Origin of the sequence: Streptomyces humi (genome assembly GCF_001005085.2) — a bacterium.
Classification (GTDB): Bacteria; Actinomycetota; Actinomycetes; order Streptomycetales; family Streptomycetaceae; genus Streptomyces; species Streptomyces humi.
On sequence record NZ_LBMU02000048.1, the window covers coordinates 23,850 to 38,414 of the forward strand.

The 14,565-nt window shown below is 73.0% G+C and carries 9 protein-coding genes; 2 read left to right on the plus strand and 7 right to left on the minus strand.

Annotation, left to right across the window (positions count from 1 at the left end; all coding sequences use genetic code 11):
- Positions 1–10: 10 nt before the first annotated feature.
- The 4 genes from AAW13_RS22255 to AAW13_RS22270 form a co-directional block, all read right to left on the minus strand.
- Positions 11–1,594, minus strand: a complete 1,584-nt coding sequence (locus AAW13_RS22255) for a VWA domain-containing protein (RefSeq protein WP_046726987.1) — start codon at positions 1,592–1,594, stop codon at positions 11–13.
- Between the two features lie 103 nt (positions 1,595–1,697).
- Positions 1,698–4,286: a hypothetical protein gene (locus AAW13_RS22260; protein WP_046726986.1), complete on the minus strand. Its 2,589-nt coding sequence runs from the start codon at positions 4,284–4,286 to the stop codon at positions 1,698–1,700.
- 29 nt (positions 4,287–4,315) lie between these two features.
- Positions 4,316–5,602: a hypothetical protein gene (locus AAW13_RS22265; protein WP_052768432.1), complete on the minus strand. Its 1,287-nt coding sequence runs from the start codon at positions 5,600–5,602 to the stop codon at positions 4,316–4,318.
- 198 nt (positions 5,603–5,800) lie between these two features.
- Complete coding sequence (locus tag AAW13_RS22270) at positions 5,801–7,672, minus strand: hypothetical protein (protein ID WP_046726985.1); 1,872 nt, start codon at positions 7,670–7,672, stop codon at positions 5,801–5,803.
- Positions 7,673–8,131: 459 nt separating this feature from the next.
- Here AAW13_RS22270 and AAW13_RS22275 point away from each other — a divergent pair, with 459 nt between their 5' ends.
- Together AAW13_RS22275 and AAW13_RS22280 are read left to right on the plus strand one after the other, a co-directional pair.
- Entirely contained in the window at positions 8,132–9,919 is a 1,788-nt protein-coding gene (locus AAW13_RS22275) for a SpoIIE family protein phosphatase (RefSeq protein ID WP_046726984.1), read from the plus strand.
- Positions 9,920–9,962: 43 nt separating this feature from the next.
- Entirely contained in the window at positions 9,963–10,184 is a 222-nt protein-coding gene (locus tag AAW13_RS22280; protein WP_046726983.1) for a hypothetical protein, read from the plus strand.
- Between the two features lie 125 nt (positions 10,185–10,309).
- Here AAW13_RS22280 and AAW13_RS22285 read toward each other — a convergent pair whose 3' ends face one another.
- The 3 genes from AAW13_RS22285 to AAW13_RS22295 form a co-directional block, all read right to left on the minus strand.
- On the minus strand, positions 10,310–11,719 hold the full coding sequence (locus tag AAW13_RS22285; protein ID WP_079178911.1) for a HupE/UreJ family protein: 1,410 nt from the start codon (positions 11,717–11,719) through the stop codon (positions 10,310–10,312).
- On the minus strand, positions 11,719–12,765 hold the full coding sequence (locus AAW13_RS22290) for a DUF3500 domain-containing protein (protein WP_240528690.1): 1,047 nt from the start codon (positions 12,763–12,765) through the stop codon (positions 11,719–11,721). The genes AAW13_RS22285 and AAW13_RS22290 overlap by 1 nt, the downstream gene beginning before the upstream one ends.
- A gap of 438 nt (positions 12,766–13,203) precedes the next feature.
- A complete protein-coding gene (locus AAW13_RS22295; protein ID WP_046726982.1) occupies positions 13,204–14,082 on the minus strand; it encodes a LysR family transcriptional regulator in 879 nt (292 codons plus the stop codon).
- Between the last annotated feature and the right edge of the window lie 483 nt (positions 14,083–14,565).

Consider the following 14,565-nt stretch of genomic DNA (forward strand, 5'->3'; position numbering starts at 1 on the left):
TGCGCTCCCGTCACCGGTCGGAGGTGTGGGAGAAGCCGATCCCGCACAGGACGGTCGACTTGCCGAGCTCGCACTCCCCGCTGTCGGCGAGGCGGGGGGCGTTGGCACGCAGGGGTTCCCGTACGCACTCCACGGCCAGCACCCCGCGCCCGGCCCGGCCGCGCACCTTGACCCGGGCGCGCACCTGGGCGACCTCGACGTCCTTCGTGAACAGCCGCCCGCCCAGCGGATGGTGGACCCGGTCCCCCGAGCGCAGGTCCGTGATGACCAGGGTCCCGGACAGCAGCGGGTTGCGCCGCCGGTACACCAGCGATCCCGCCAGGATCCCGCCGAGCACCAGTACGGTCAGCGCCGGGTACAGCCACCCGGGCGGCGTGCCGGGCACCTGGCCGTGCAGCCGTACCCGCGCCGGAGCGGGGGCGGCGAGCCGGAACCCGGGGTAGCCCAGTGCCCCGCGGACCGTGGGCGTCCACGGCGACGCCACCTCGGCGGAGACGGCCAGCCCGGTCTCGAAGTCCTCGGTGGAAGGGGCGAGGGCGGCCCGCGGGTCCTGGTGCCAGAGCAGGGTGAGCCGGTAGCTCCGCCGCTCACCCGGTGCCAGGGTGACGGCCTGGTCCGGCAGTCCGACCGAGGCCACGGCCGGACCGCCGCCGTCGGTCCCGGCGCGCAGCCGGACCCGCAGGGGCACGTGACGGGCGGTGGAGGTGACGGTGAGCCGTACCGTCTGCCGCCGTGCGCCCTCCCGGTCGCCGGTGCCCAGGTCGAGCGCGCCGGTACCGGTGCCGGAGGCCCCGTCGGTCACGGCCAGCCGTACCCCCGCGCCGGCGTCGTCGCGCAGGGCGCGGACCGCCTTGTCGGTCCGCACCCGGTCCTTGGCGCTGTTCAGCTGCGTGCCCAGGGCGGCCGCCCCGACCGGGAGGATGCGCGGCGTCGCCACGACCGCGCCCAGGATGTCGGAGACGTGCGTGTCGTCGGCGAGCGGCAGCCCGTAGCCGACCACCGTGCGGTCCGCGCCGAGCGCGCGGTAGCGCGCGCCGAGCCTGCGCCAGCTCGGCGAGCCCAGTTCGGCGTAGTCGCTGTCGGGGGCGTTGACCGCGCCGTCGGTGAGCAGCAGCACCGCCGCGACCGGCGTACGGCTGTCGCGCAGCTGGTCGGCGGCGGTCTCCAGGGCGCTGCCGGGGTCGCTCGCGGTCTCCGTGGCCCGCGCGGGCAGGTCGTCGACGGCGTTCCGCGCGCCGGCCGCCGGGCCCAGCGGGTGGACGACCCCGACGGAGCGCCCGAAGGAGACCAGCGCCACCTGGTCCGAGGGCGCGAGTCCCGCGAGGAACGTCCGCAGCCGCTTCTTCACGGTGTCGTACTGGGTGGCGCCGTCGGGGCCGCGGTCCTGCATCGAGGACGAGGTGTCGACCAGGACGACGTACGAGGCGGGCACGTCGTCGACGTGCAGGGAACGGCAGATGTCGTCGGGTGACGGCACCGCGGACGCGTCGTCGGCCGACGCGGACCCGCCGGCGCCGAGGAGCAGCGCGGCGGCGAGGAACAGGGCCGTGGCGCTCGCGCGTGCGCGCGGCGCGGACGGAACGGATGTGATCATGACGTGCCAACTCTTCCTGGGCGGGGCCCGGTCGGGACTCACGGGTGGTGAACGCCCCTGACAGGGCGCGGGGTCCGGGGACGGACGGGCGGTGGCGGGTCGCTCAGCGGCGGGTGAAGTGCAGCGTCCTCAGCACCTGCCGACGGCGCCTGACCTCCTCGCGCAGCTGCTCGTTGCGGCGGATGGCGTCCATGGCGCTCTCCTCCTGGCCCGACAGCTGGGCGTCGGCCGCCTCGAAGTACGCGGTCCACAGCCGCTCCCCGAGCCGCCCCCACAACTCCCTCTCCAGCAGCTCTCGTTGCTCGGAGCCGGCCGGGTCGCCCTGTTGCCGGTAGGCCTCGCGGTAGGCGTCCAGCAGTTCCAGCACCGCCGTCCCCGGGTTCGGCCGGCCGTCCGCCCAGGCGGCCAGGGGGCCGCAGAGCTGGGCCCGGGTCGCGCCCTCGCGCCGGGCCGAACGCAGCCTCCTGCCGAACTCCTCGGCGCTCAGCGTGCCCTCCCGGGCCGCCTCGCCCAGGGCGTACAGGCGCAGCGTGCCGCCGATCTGCGGTACGTACTGCGTCAGCCGGTCCAGCCAGGCGGGCTCCTCGCCCCGGGCCCGCCAGCCCGGCGCCGCCAGCAGGTCGGAGACGGCCTCGGCGGTGATGCCCCGCAGTGCGGCGTCCGTCGGTTCCTGCACCAGGCGTTCGGTCACGGCCCGCGCCGCCGCTCCCGGGCGGCGCCCGGTGGCGGGGTCGAACCGCAGCAGGCACCGCAGCAGGGTCTTCGCGGCGGTCCTGCGCCGGTGCTGGGACAGCGCGTCCAGGTGCTGTTTCAGCGTGTCGGCATAGCGGTCCATCCCCGGTCTGGTCAGCGTCTCGGCGTCGTCCGGCAGCGCGCTCGGCGCCTCGCCGGCCAGCGCGCACAACAGGTCCCAGCGGGCCCGCGCGGCCAGGCCGAGGGCGGCGCGCGGTCCGGCGGCCAGGGTGGCCCGCAGCCCCTCCGGCTGGGTGCGCGGACCGCGCAGGCGCAGCACCCGGCCCGGTCCGTTGGGCCCCAGCGCGTCACTCAGATCGTCGAAGAACGACGAGGTCAGCAGGGTGTCGCCGCGGTGACAGGCGACGCCGAGGCCCAGCAGCCGCGCGGCCTCGTCCGGGTGCTTGGCGGCCCACCGTGCGGGCCGCGGCTGCCAGACGGTGGTGTCCGGCCGCAACAGGTCGTACAGCAGGGCCAGTTCCCCGGCGGCGCCGGTGCCCAGCCACTCCAGCCAGCGGCGGACCGAGCGGGCGGGCTCCGGGGTGCCGGCCGCGCCGTCCAGCAGGATCCAGGTCAGCTCGGGCCGGGTGGCCACCGCACCCCGGGCGAGGGGCATGGTGCCGGGCGGGAACGGCTCCAGCGACGGCAGCAGATCCAGGGTGGCCGTGACGTCGACGTCCTCACCGGATCCGTCGGCCGGGTCCATGAGGAAGGCGATGGCGCGGTCGACGACGTCGAGGTTGGTGCCTTCCACGCGGGTGGCCCGCAACAGGCTGCTGACCTTCTCCTGCACGGAGCTGAGAGAGCCGGTGCGCAGGTCCTCGCGCAACCGCTTCAGGAGCGTGTCCGCCACCTGGGGATCGCTCAGGTACGGCGGCAGCAACGACAGGTCGGTGGAGGTCCCGGACAGCTTGGCCCGGGCCATCATGCTGCCGGTCCTGCGGTGGGTCCGCGGATCGCGCAGGAATTCGTCGACCACGTCGTCGGCCACCGGGCCGCCCCGCAACACCTCGGCCTCGACGTGGAGTTCGTGGTCCATCGCACACAGCAGCCGGTGTGCCTGCTGGGCCGTCGGCAGGCCGGCGTGCGCGCCCTCGGGCAGGGCCGTGCAGCGCGCCAGATGGTCCAGGACCGTGTGTCCGCCCCGGGACTCCCAGGCGTGGATCAGCAGGTCGTGGTACTGGCGCGCCACGGGTGACAGCCGCTCGACGCCCACCGCGCCGCCCCAGGGCACACAGTCCCGGCCGGGGGCGGCGCGCCCCCAGGACAGGCGGATGCGGTGGTTGGCGCCGGAGGAGGTGGCGGTGGCGGCCGACAGACAGGTGCGCAGCGCGTACGGCAGCATCGCGGCGATGTTGTCGAGCAGCCGCAGCCGTTCCAGCGGGTCGTCGTCCGGGGCGCCGGTCACCACCACCGGCCCGTCCAGCAGCAGGGCGGCGACCGCCGCGTGCCAGTGCAGCAGGGGGTCGCTGGCCGAGACGAACTCCTCGTCGAAGCCGTTCATCAGGTGTTCGTCGGCGGACAGCGGCAGGCGCACGGGGCCGTGCGGCGTGCCGGACTCGCCGCCCGCGGCGATCCGGGACAGCCCGGTCCGGCCGGCCAGCGCGGCGCGGGCCAGAGCGCTCCAGCCGAGGCCGTGGCCGGCCGCCTCCTCGTAGGGGACCCAGAAGTGGGTGACGTGGTTGATCGGCCGGCTGTGCACGTCGGCGGTCTCGGTCCGGTCGAGGACGAAGACCCCGAGGGACAGCCGGTGGTCCGGGTTCGTGCTGGGGCCGACCGTGACCCAGGGCAGCCGGTCGGCGGGCGAGGGCGTGCCCGGGGACCAGTGCTGGATCGCCCTGGTGTAGTAGCTGCTCCACTCCGGCGGCCAGGCCGCCATCACCTGGAAACCCTGCGGGCTGTGGGGACGCTTGCCCCAGACCGCCCAGCCCGCGGTCAGCCCGGCGCCGTCGGACGACATGGGCGGACCTCCCTCTCTCGCTCGGGACGTCATCGCTGCCGGGACAGGCCGCGCAGGAACAGGAAGGGCTCCATGACGTTGACCGGCCGCGGCGGGGCCACGAACCGGACCTTGTCGTCGACGGCGTTGACCAGCGAGGGGTTGTCGAAGTCGAAGCCCCGGTCCGGGTCGACCCAGAAGCCGACGGCGCTGCACACGAAGTAGCCGACGCGCTCGGGCACGAAGTAGCGGCCGATCTGGTTCCTGATCTCGCCGAGGCTGCCGTGCGGGAAGCGGTCGCACAGGTCGTCGAAGAGCCGTTCGGCGTCGATGGCCTCGGGCTGGCCGGTGCGCGGGTTGAGCCGTACGTTGCCGTGCTCGCAGGCGAACCGGAACACGTCGTCGTCGTCGAACTTGGCCAGGCAGACCGCGATGCTGTGCGGCAGCCGGTGCCCGTCGCGCTGCCCGCGGATGGCGATCTCGGTCGCCACCCCGTCCAGCACCTCGGTGAAGAAGTCGGCGCTCTGCCGCTCGTCCTCGTCCACGGGCCCGTCCGCACCGTTGACCCGCCACTCGCGGGCCGCGTCGAGGACGTACACCATGGCCCGCGAGTCGGCCAGGTCGGTGACCAGCCGCGGCCCCATCAGGGCGCCCATGTCGGAGCGCAGGTCGAAGGCCTCGCCGGGCATGTCCCGCAGGCGGACCCGGAACTCGAGCACGTCCCTGGCGGGCTGCCCGCCCCGGCGCCACCGCCGTCGGCCGGCGGACCTGCTCGCGTAGGGGGTGCCGCCGACGTCCCCGACCAGCGTCAGCCGGACGGGCAGCTGCTCGTCCTGGGTGGCGCTGGGGAAGACGCGTTCACGGTAGAAGGTGTGGGCGAGGTCGCTGAGGTACTGCTTGGACGAGTGGTCCTCGGGAAACACGTTCCACGAGCCGTACACGGGGTCCATCAGCGCCCGGGTCAGCGCGGCCAGCAGGGTCGACTTGCCGCTGCCGATGCCGCCCCACAGCGTGATGGTGGGCCCGCCCGGTTCGCTCTCCTCGGCGGGCGGCGGATCGGCGGTCTCCTCACCGGCCTCGGGCCACTTCACCGGCGGCTCACCGCCCGGCCCCGGCCGGGTGCGGGGCAGCGAGGGTGACGGCTGTTCCGCGCCGTCGGCCACCCGCGCGTCCTCCTGCACGGGGAAGGTCGTCGGCGGCGGGGCGGGTGCGGGTGCGGGGCCGGGCAGCGCGGGGTGCTGGTCGAACGCGGCGTAGAGGCTCTTGCGGCCACTGTCCGCGCGACTGCGCCCGCTCTGGCGTGGCTCGGACTCGGTGACGTCGTCCCGGTCGTTCATGTCTCCCCCTGGTTCAGCCTGGTCAGGACTTTCTCCGCGGCGTTCTGCCGTGTTGTTCGACTGCGCGCCGACGTGCGTCGCTCTTCGTTTCCTCGTGCCGCTTCGTGCCGTCTTGATGGCGCAGGGCGTCCGGCGCGGTGCCGGGGGCCTGATGCCACAGGACGTCCGGCGCGGTGCCGCGGGGCGCCTCGGCGGCGCCTACGGCAGCCAGCTCTCCGGGGGGCCCGACGCCAGCGCGAGCCCCGAGGGTCCGGCGTCGTCCGTCCGGGAGCGGGTGTCGGGCAGCAGGCCCGTGACCACCCGCCGCGGGTCCTCGTGCGCGTCGAAACAGCCCTGGGTGCCGATGTGGGCCCAGGCCTGGCGGGCCCAGCGGGCCACGAGCGGTTCGCCGTCGTCGTCCATCCAGTCCGGCTCGTCCACCAGGGCCAGACAGTGGAGCCGCTGCTCGTGCCGGAGCCGGGTCAGCGTGGTCCCCCAGTCCAGCCGGTCCGGGCAGACCCGCACGGGTGCCCGTCTGCGCACCGCCTGGGGTGGGCGGCTGTGCGGGTGCGGCGGGCGCGAGCCGACCACGATCAGGCCGCGCAGGCTGCCGGGGCGCCATCGGTCCTGCCAGGAGCGCAGTTCGTACGGGACGTGTTCGAGGCCGGTGGCGAAGTCGTGGTGCAGCGGGGAGGGCTCCCACTCGTCCAGGATCCGCAGCGCCGCGGTGACGGGGCGGAAGCCCGTGCGGTAGTGCAGGGGGCTGGTGTCGCCGGGGCCGGCCAGCGGCAGGTGGTCCCGGTAGCCGATGAGCGCGACCCGCAGCGACTCCGGGTGGCGGCTGCCGTCCCGTACCGCCTCGACGACGGCCTTCGCCCGGCGGACGCGGGTGGCCAGCTGGGCCGCCCCCTGCCGGCGGCGGACCGCGGTCTCCACGGCCAGGACCAGGTCGAGCGGGAGCGGTGGCGCGAGTCCGCGCGGCAGCCTGCCGAGGAGCGTGCTCCAGACGGTGGACTCGGGCCGGTGCCCGCCGTCGTACAGGAGCCGGACCCGGCCGGGCCCGTCCAGCCGGTAGCGCAGCGTCGCCGGTCCCGCCGCCGGGAGCAGCAGCCGGTCGGCCCGGACGGCGTGCCAGTCGGCGGGGGCGTCCCCGACGGCTCCCGTGACGACGACGGCACAGGCGCGCGGTTGTTCCCCGCCGTCGGACGGGGCCCGCACCCGCACCTCGGCGAGCGGCCCGGCGGACCGCGCGCCCGGCACGGTGGCCGTGCTCCCCGCCGGGAACAGCGGCTGCCGCACCACCCGCACCGCTCCCGTGGACGGCTGGACGTGCGCGGCGGCGAACCACAGGGTGCGGCGCAGCGGGGCCGGGGCGAGCAGGTCGTCGGGGCCGCCGGCCGGCCACCCCGCCGGGAGACGCAGCCACAGCAGGGGCGTGTGCGGAGCGAGCCGTTCGACGGCCCGTTCCAGGCAGGTCCAGCCGGCCGCGCGTACGGCGACGACGACCGGTGTGCCCCCGCGGTCCGGGGGCTCCGGCAGCCGCCGCAGGGCCTGTTCCAGCGTCCGGCCCAGTGGCCGGTCGATCTCCTCGGCCGTGGGTTCCCCGGACGCCAGCTCGAAAAGGCGTCGTATTCGGCCGGCCGCTCGGTTTCCCGCTCCGGCGGAGGAGGTGTCACCGGCCGGCGGGGCACCCCACTCCGCTTCGAAAAGAACGTCACTGCTCGGAAAAGCGTCACCCGTGTCACCCGTGACCCGACTGACCCTTATTTTCTCGCAGCCGAATTCCACGAAAACCGCCGCCGCCATTTCCCCGCCGGCGAGTGCGGTGGCGAGCCACCCCCGTCCCGCCGGCGGAAGGTGCCGCCGTTCCTCCTCGCGGACCTTCCGCAGCGCCGCCCGCCAGTGCTCGGGCGGGTGCCGGCCGACCTCGGTCAGCTGCTCCCTGACCATCTGTTCGACCTGATCAAACGCCTGCTCGTACCCCGGTTCGGCCGCGGCCGCCCCCGGCGTGCCCAGCGCCCGCACCACCCGGGCGGCGGCGGTCAGGGTGTCGTCACGGCCGGACCCCTCATTGTCCTGCTGCGTTCTCACGTGCCCCCCAGGGCGGAACGGACCGCGGCGCGCGGAACGCCCTGCCCACACATAAATCGAACGAATGACGCCCCGCCGGATTCAGGGGGCGCACAAATGCACGAATACGCTATGATGCGATTTGTGTGACGGTCGTGAAGATACACGAAATTCCGCCACCGCTGGAGATTTCGGTGATTTTCCCGAGGGGCATGGAAGCGGAAAACGGACCAGTACGGCGGTGGCGCCCGCCGGGACCTCGGCGAGCTCCACGGTCAGGTGGGAGGCGGTCTGCCCGGCCCGGTGGTCGAGGCTCGACGTGGTCGGCCGCGCGGGTCCGCCACAGTCCTCGGTGAGGTGTCACGCGGATTCTCGGCGACACGGGGCACTCGGGAAAGCAGGGCACAGGAGGGCGGGGCGGCAGGCCACGTGGCACGAGCGGCGGCAGGGCGGCGGCTCGATCACCCGGGAGGCGAGGACATGGCGGCAGCGGAGACGCCCGACACCGGCCGGGGGCAGCCCCGGGCCGTACCGCCCGCCCAGCTCACCGGCGCGCTGGAGGCCATCGGGGCCGGAGCCTACGTCGCGGACCAGCAGGGCCGCATCCTCGCGGCCAACACCCGCGCCGCTCGCCTGCTGGGCCGGCCCGTCGAGGACCTCGTCGGCCACGACGCCCACGACCTGCTGCACCGCGGGCCACAGGGCCAGCCGCTGCCCACGACCCAGTGCGGCATGCGCAGGGCGTTCCACGACGGACGCCCGGCCCAGTCCGACGAGGACTACTTCGCCCACGCCGACGGCTCCCTGCTCACCATCTCCTGGCTGCTCACCCCCTACGCCGTCGGCGACCACGACACCGGCACGCTGGTCGTCTTCCACACCCCCCACCGAGAACACCCCGCCGGCCCGCACCCGGAACGGGCCACCGCGCCGTTGAGCGAGCTCCAGCGTCTGGCCCTGCTGGCCGAGACCACCACCCAGCTGACCTCCACCCTCGACGTCGACGAGGCGCTGCGCCGGCTGGTGGCCCTGGTCGTGCCCCGGCTGGCCGACTGGGTCGTCATCGACCTGATCACCGAACGGGACGAGGTGTGGCGCACCACCGTGGTCGAAGCCGACGGCGACACGCTGACGCACCACGAGGACCTGGAGGGCCCCATGCCGCCGGTCCCCGAGGAGTCCCCGATGCCCCTGTCCCGGGCCCTGCGCGGCATCGCCTCCACCCTGGCCGGCCCCGAGACCTACCGGCGGGCCCCGGATTCCGGCATCACCTTCGAACAGCACCGCCTGTTCGACATCACCGGCATCCGCTCCGCGGCCATCGCCCCCATCCGCAGCACCCGCGAGGTCCTGGGAGCCCTCACCCTGGGCCGCGCGAGGAAACCCGGGAACTTCACCGCCACCGACCTCCCCCTGATCGAGGACATCGCCCGCCGGGCCGGCCTCGCCCTGGACAACGCCCGCCTCTACCAGCGCCAGCGCAAGGTCGCCGAAACCATGCAGAACCACCTGCTTCCGCAGATGCCGCAGGTACCCGGACTGCAACTGACCGTCCGCTACCTGCCCGCCCCGGACGCCTCACAGGTCGGCGGTGACTGGTACGACGCCTTCGCGCTCTCCGACGGCGCCACCGCCCTGGCCGTCGGGGACGTCGTCGGCCATGACCTGGAGGCCGCCGCCGGCATGGCCCAGCTGCGCAACATGCTCCGCGCCTACGCCTGGTCCCAGCGAGAACCCCCCAGCCGGATCGTCGAACGACTCGACGAGGCGATCATGCACATCACCGACGTCAGCATGGCCACCCTCGTCCTCGCCCGGGTGACCGACGCCGGTGACGGCCACTGGCGGCTGTCCTGGACCAACGCGGGCCACCCCCCGCCCCTGCTCATCACCCGCGACGGTCTGGCCCGCTATCTCACCGACGGCCACGGACTCCTGCTGGGCACCGGGACGCATCTGCCGCGCACCGACGAGACCACGCTCCTGCCGCCCGGATCCACCCTGTTGCTGTACACCGACGGCCTGATCGAGGCACCCGGCCTCAGCCTCGACGACGGCCTGAAGCAACTGCGCCAACACGCCGCCGCCCTCGCCCACCGTCCGCTGACCGCCTTTCCCGACCAGCTCCTGCGCCGCATCCACCCGCCCGGCAAGGACGACGTCGCCCTCCTCGCCCTGCGCACACCCCCGCAAGCGAACCCCAGCCACCGCACGGCAGGACCGGGCGCGACCCGGCCCTACGGCGGTCTGCCCGGTGATCAATTGTGAGCGAGGCTGCCGCCGACCCGGTCCGTGGGCACATACTGCACTAATGACAAAGCCCGCTGCATCGAAGCGTCATCTGCCCACCAGCCCCTTCAAAGCCCCGGTCACCCCGACCCCCCGGCACTTCGCCGTGGGCGACCAGGTCACACACGACGCCTACGGCCTCGGCCGGGTGATCGGCGTCGAGGACGGAATCGCCGCACTGGTGGATTTCGGCTCGGAGCAGATGCGGATCCTGAGCCCGTACACCAAGATGACCAAGCTGTAGGACCCGCTGTGCCCTGTCCCCGCCAGGTCAGCCCGGCTGTACCGCTCCGGCATCGCCACCTGGAGCGGGTCCAGCAGGGGCAGACCGGCTTGACGAGGACCGGCCCGGTGGCGGCCGAGGGCGGCTCAGCGACGTGAGATCGCCTCGGCCTCGGCGGTGAACACGGGGGTGTCACCGGTCCTGCCCCCGGTACCCGCCCCGCCACGGTGGGTGATCAGACGGAGCGTGGCGAGCAGGGCGGTGGCGGACAGTACGAGGAGCGGTTGCGACGTGTGCGTTCCCGCGCTGTCCGCGGCGCGGGCGACGGGGTTGGGCAGGCCCGAACGGTCGAGCAGCCAGCCGACGGCCAGGCCCGCGGTCGACAGCGCGCAGGCAGTGCGCACGGCGGCGTGCCTGCGCAACCGGACCAGGCAGACCAGGCCCGGCAGGGCGAGCAGGACGAGGATCAGCTGCATGCATTCGATGCCGAGGTTGAATCCCGCCAGGCTTAGGCTCAGTTGAGTGGTGGACAGCTTCATTTCGGCGAGGGTGAGGGAGAAGGCCAGGCCGTGCCCGAGACCGAAGACGCCGGCGATGACGGCCTCGTGTCCCGGGAAGAGCGGACGGACGGCGTGGACGGCCCCGACGAGAATGCTGAAGGCGATGAACGCCTCGACCGGCTGGGCCGGGATGTCGAGGCGCCCGAACGCGCTCACTGCCAGCGCCAGGGAATGGCCGAGGGTGAACGCCAAGGTGGTGCGGGCGATCCGGCCGAGGGCGGTGCGGGTTCCCACCGATCCGCGCCAGCGGTTCCCGGCCGCCCTGAGCGGCGCGGGCAGCAGCAGGATGAGCAGGAACAGCAGGTGGTCGGTGCCTTCGAGGATGTGGGAGGCGCCGAGCCGGAACATGGCGTAGGTCCCGCTCCAGACACTGCCGCCGTCCAGGTCGACGGTGAGGGGCGCGATGGTCATGCTCCGGGTGTCGATACGGATCACACCGACCTGGGTGGCCGCGCCTTCCTGCTCCTTGCCGGCCACTCGGCCGGCGGCCCAGTCCTGACGGACGGAGACCAGGACGGTGTGGGTGACGACCTGGTGGACGATGACGTCGTAGTCCAGGACGAACCGCCGTACGTCCCCGCCGGGAGGCGGTGTGAGGGTGGCCTGGACGGTCAGCTCGCGGTAGACGCCGGTGGCGGTCTGCTCCGCCCGGCTCAGTGCCATGCCGCCGAAGGTGACGGCCCATGCCGTGCCTCCGCGGGTGGTGGGGTGGAGGTGGGCGGCCAGGTAGCGGCGGACCGCGGGGATCCGTACCGCCAGTTGCTTCGCCGTGGTGGTGTCGTCCAGGGCGATGCCGCTGGCGCGAGAGAAGTCGCTGAGCGGGAGGTCCAGTTCGGCGGCGACCGAGGTCTCGTGCACGTCGAGCAGGAGCACCGAGTGCGGCATGGGGTGCGCGGCGGCAGGCGGCGCCGCCAGGAGCAGCGCCGCCACCACCGCCACCGCGAGCCCGGCCGTCATGCGTAGCGCCGATGACGGCGAGAGCGGTGAGCGGTTCATCAGAACGAGAACTCTCCGCCGTAGTCGGTGGTGTGGTCCCGGTAGACGGTGTGGTAGTGCACCCCGCTGTAGACGACGCCGTTCTGGCAGATGAACTCGATCCAGACGCCGGGTCCGTCGATGCGCACGTAGTCACCCTGACTGCTCAGGGCGCTGCTGCCCGAGTACGAGACATAGGTGCCGGCGAGTTCCGACCGGTAGGTGGTCAGCACCGAGGCGGCGGTCGTGTCGTCCGCGACGTTGACCCACGGGGTGATGGCCGCGAGGACGAGCGCCTGCTGGGCGCTGGAGAGTCCGCTGACCGCGAGGCCCTGCTTGGCCGTCGGGAACTGGCCGTCCTTGCCCGGTCCCAGCAGCACGTCGCTGTACGACGTCGAGAGCTTGGCCTGGGCGAGCTGGCTGCTGCTCAGGCCGCCGAGCATGGCGAGCATCGCGTTGCGCATCCCGCTGAGCGGTGCGTACGTGGTGCCGTTCGAGGTCCAGCTCGACGGCTCCACGCCGACGAAGTACGGAGTGGTGCCCTCGACCTGTCCGTCCGCGTAGGTGAGGTTCACCGCGAGGTGGTGGCCGCCGAAGTGGAGCTGCCAGGTGCCGGAGGTGCTCGGAGTGCCGAGGAACGCCAGGTAGTAGTTGCCGCTGCCGTAGCCGCCGGCCTTCTGCCCGAGGTAGTCGTCGGCGGCCAGGATCTTGGAGACCTGGTCGTAACCGGTTCCGCTGCCCGTGCCGGTGGCCGCCTGGACCACCGCCTTGGCGGCGGCGAGCTGGGTGCTGCTGAGCGTGCTGAACTGGATGCCGACGCGGCAGGAGGAGCCGCACGGGAGGTTCGACCAAGCTGTGGCGTTGGCCTCGGTGAGGCTGAGGAGCACCTTCGACTTCTGGCTCGTGGACAGGGTGTCGAGGAACGTGTTGGCCGCGGTGACCACGTCGGAGACCGCCGCGGTCGACACGGCCGCGGTCGCCGACGTGCTGGACGAGTCGCTCTGGGCGGTCGCGGCGTCCGCGTGGACGTAGGCCCCCGTGAGGAGGAAGGCAGTGGCCGCCGCCAAGGCCACGCCCGTCCGCTGCCATCTTCCCGTCAGTTCGCTGCGTGTGCTGTTCTGTGGCACCTTGACGTTCCCTTCGGTAGTAGGCCGCGGGACTCCCGATCTTTGTCATGTATCTGACAATCCACAATCCATCCTGTCGGCTCGGACTCGTTCCGGGCCGGAGAGGAAATCGGGAAGCCCCGTGCATCGTCCGGATACGCTGGAGCGCAGGAAACGCTGCTGTGCGTGGCTTCTAGAAACAATCTGAGCAACCTGTGAGTTCACCCAGGAAACCTGAAGTGGCTGCTCCAGGCCGCCCTCCCGGTCCCGAACGGTCGAACAGCGCCCGCATCCGCGTCCACGACGTCCGTCACACCGGGCACACCCGCCCGACCCGCTCGGGAGCACCTTCACCTGGGCGCGGGGGGACGCCGGGCATCACGGCCTGCCGCCCGCGCGTCAGTCCGGGCCCGGGCCGAGCATGCGCCGCGAGAGTTCGGCGAACTGGAGGAGCTCGGGCATGGTCCGGTGCTTGGAGTAGGCCAGGGCGACCATGCGCGGTGCGACGCCCTCCAGCGTCAGGTAGACGACGTCGTCACGGCGGTAGAAGCCGGCCGTCCCGGCCGGCATGACATAACACCCGGAGCCGAAGGCGACGGTCTGGAGGCATTCCTCGATCGTCGCCGGGAACCGTCCCGCGCCCCCCGGCGGCGCCACCGGATCGAGTGGGACACGTCCACGCCATTCGGGTACGTCCCGCGGATCCTGCAACAGGGTCATGTCCCGCAGGTCCTCGACGTGCACCGCCTTGAGTTCCGCGAACGGATGCTCACTGGACAGCGCCACCACACGGGGCTCCGGGAAGAGCGGGACCACCTCGAACATGCCCTCGGGCAGCGGCAGACGGACGTAACAGACGTCGACCCGCCCGTCGAGCAGGAAGTCGACCTGGTCGGTGATCGAGGTGTGGACGACATCGATGTCCAGTTGCGGCGCCATCCGGGCGAACTCGCGCACGATGGGCGTGACGATGACACCCGGCATGAAGCCGATGGTGAACTGGTTCACCTCCCGGTTCGCCGTCCGCACCCGCTGCTGCACCGCCTGCGCCATCGCCAGCATCGGCCGGGCGTCCTCCAGCAACTGGTGCCCCGCCCGCGTCAGTACGGTGCCCTGCCGGTCCCGCAGGAAGAGGACGACGCCCAGATCCTCCTCCAGCGCGCGGATCTGACGGCTGAGCGCCGGCTGCGTCATGTAGAGACGGCTCGCCGCCCGCACGAAGCTGCACTCCTCGGCCACGGCCACGAAGTAGCGCACCCGGCGTATGTCGAGATCCATGCGGATCATCGTAGCCACGCCCATCACGGCATATGCCGAAACGGCTTCAGAATCGAACAGATAGGCATTGGCGCGGTCACCCTCAACCGGTCCACCATGGTCGGACCGGCGGAAAAGGCCACAACGTCGCCCGCCGCCACGGCAGTTGTGCACGATGCCGGGCACGCCAGGACTGTCGGCCACCGTCGTGGTCCGGGGACGCACACCGCCGATCGAGAGCAGCCGCGCAGCGACGGGCTCTTCGCGCGTCAGGCGGGGACGCGGTCACATGACCGTCTCCTCGCGGGAGCACGCCCACGCCTTCCGGGGCGGACGCACCCCACGAAAGGAAGCACCATGGGATCACGCCGCCACCGGGGCGACGCCACGCCCTCCACCGGACGCGCTCCGAGCGTTCCGGCATCCGGCGGCACTCCACGGCGGTCGGTTCTCTCCCTGGTTCGTGCCTGTCCCTCATGACCGGAAGATCCGGGAGAAGCAATC

What these genes read in the sequence shown, in the direction of transcription:
- AAW13_RS22255 (WP_046726987.1), bottom strand. Translation starts at nt 1,594, where the DNA reads ATGATCACATCCGTTCCGTCCGCGCCGCGCGCACGCGCGAGCGCCACG.
- AAW13_RS22260 (WP_046726986.1), bottom strand. Translation starts at nt 4,286, where the DNA reads ATGTCGTCCGACGGCGCCGGGCTGACCGCGGGCTGGGCGGTCTGGGGC.
- AAW13_RS22265 (WP_052768432.1), bottom strand. Translation starts at nt 5,602, where the DNA reads ATGAACGACCGGGACGACGTCACCGAGTCCGAGCCACGCCAGAGCGGG.
- AAW13_RS22275 (WP_046726984.1), top strand. Translation starts at nt 8,132, where the DNA reads ATGGCGGCAGCGGAGACGCCCGACACCGGCCGGGGGCAGCCCCGGGCC.
- AAW13_RS22280 (WP_046726983.1), top strand. Translation starts at nt 9,963, where the DNA reads ATGACAAAGCCCGCTGCATCGAAGCGTCATCTGCCCACCAGCCCCTTC.
- AAW13_RS22285 (WP_079178911.1), bottom strand. Translation starts at nt 11,719, where the DNA reads ATGAACCGCTCACCGCTCTCGCCGTCATCGGCGCTACGCATGACGGCC.
- AAW13_RS22295 (WP_046726982.1), bottom strand. Translation starts at nt 14,082, where the DNA reads ATGGATCTCGACATACGCCGGGTGCGCTACTTCGTGGCCGTGGCCGAG.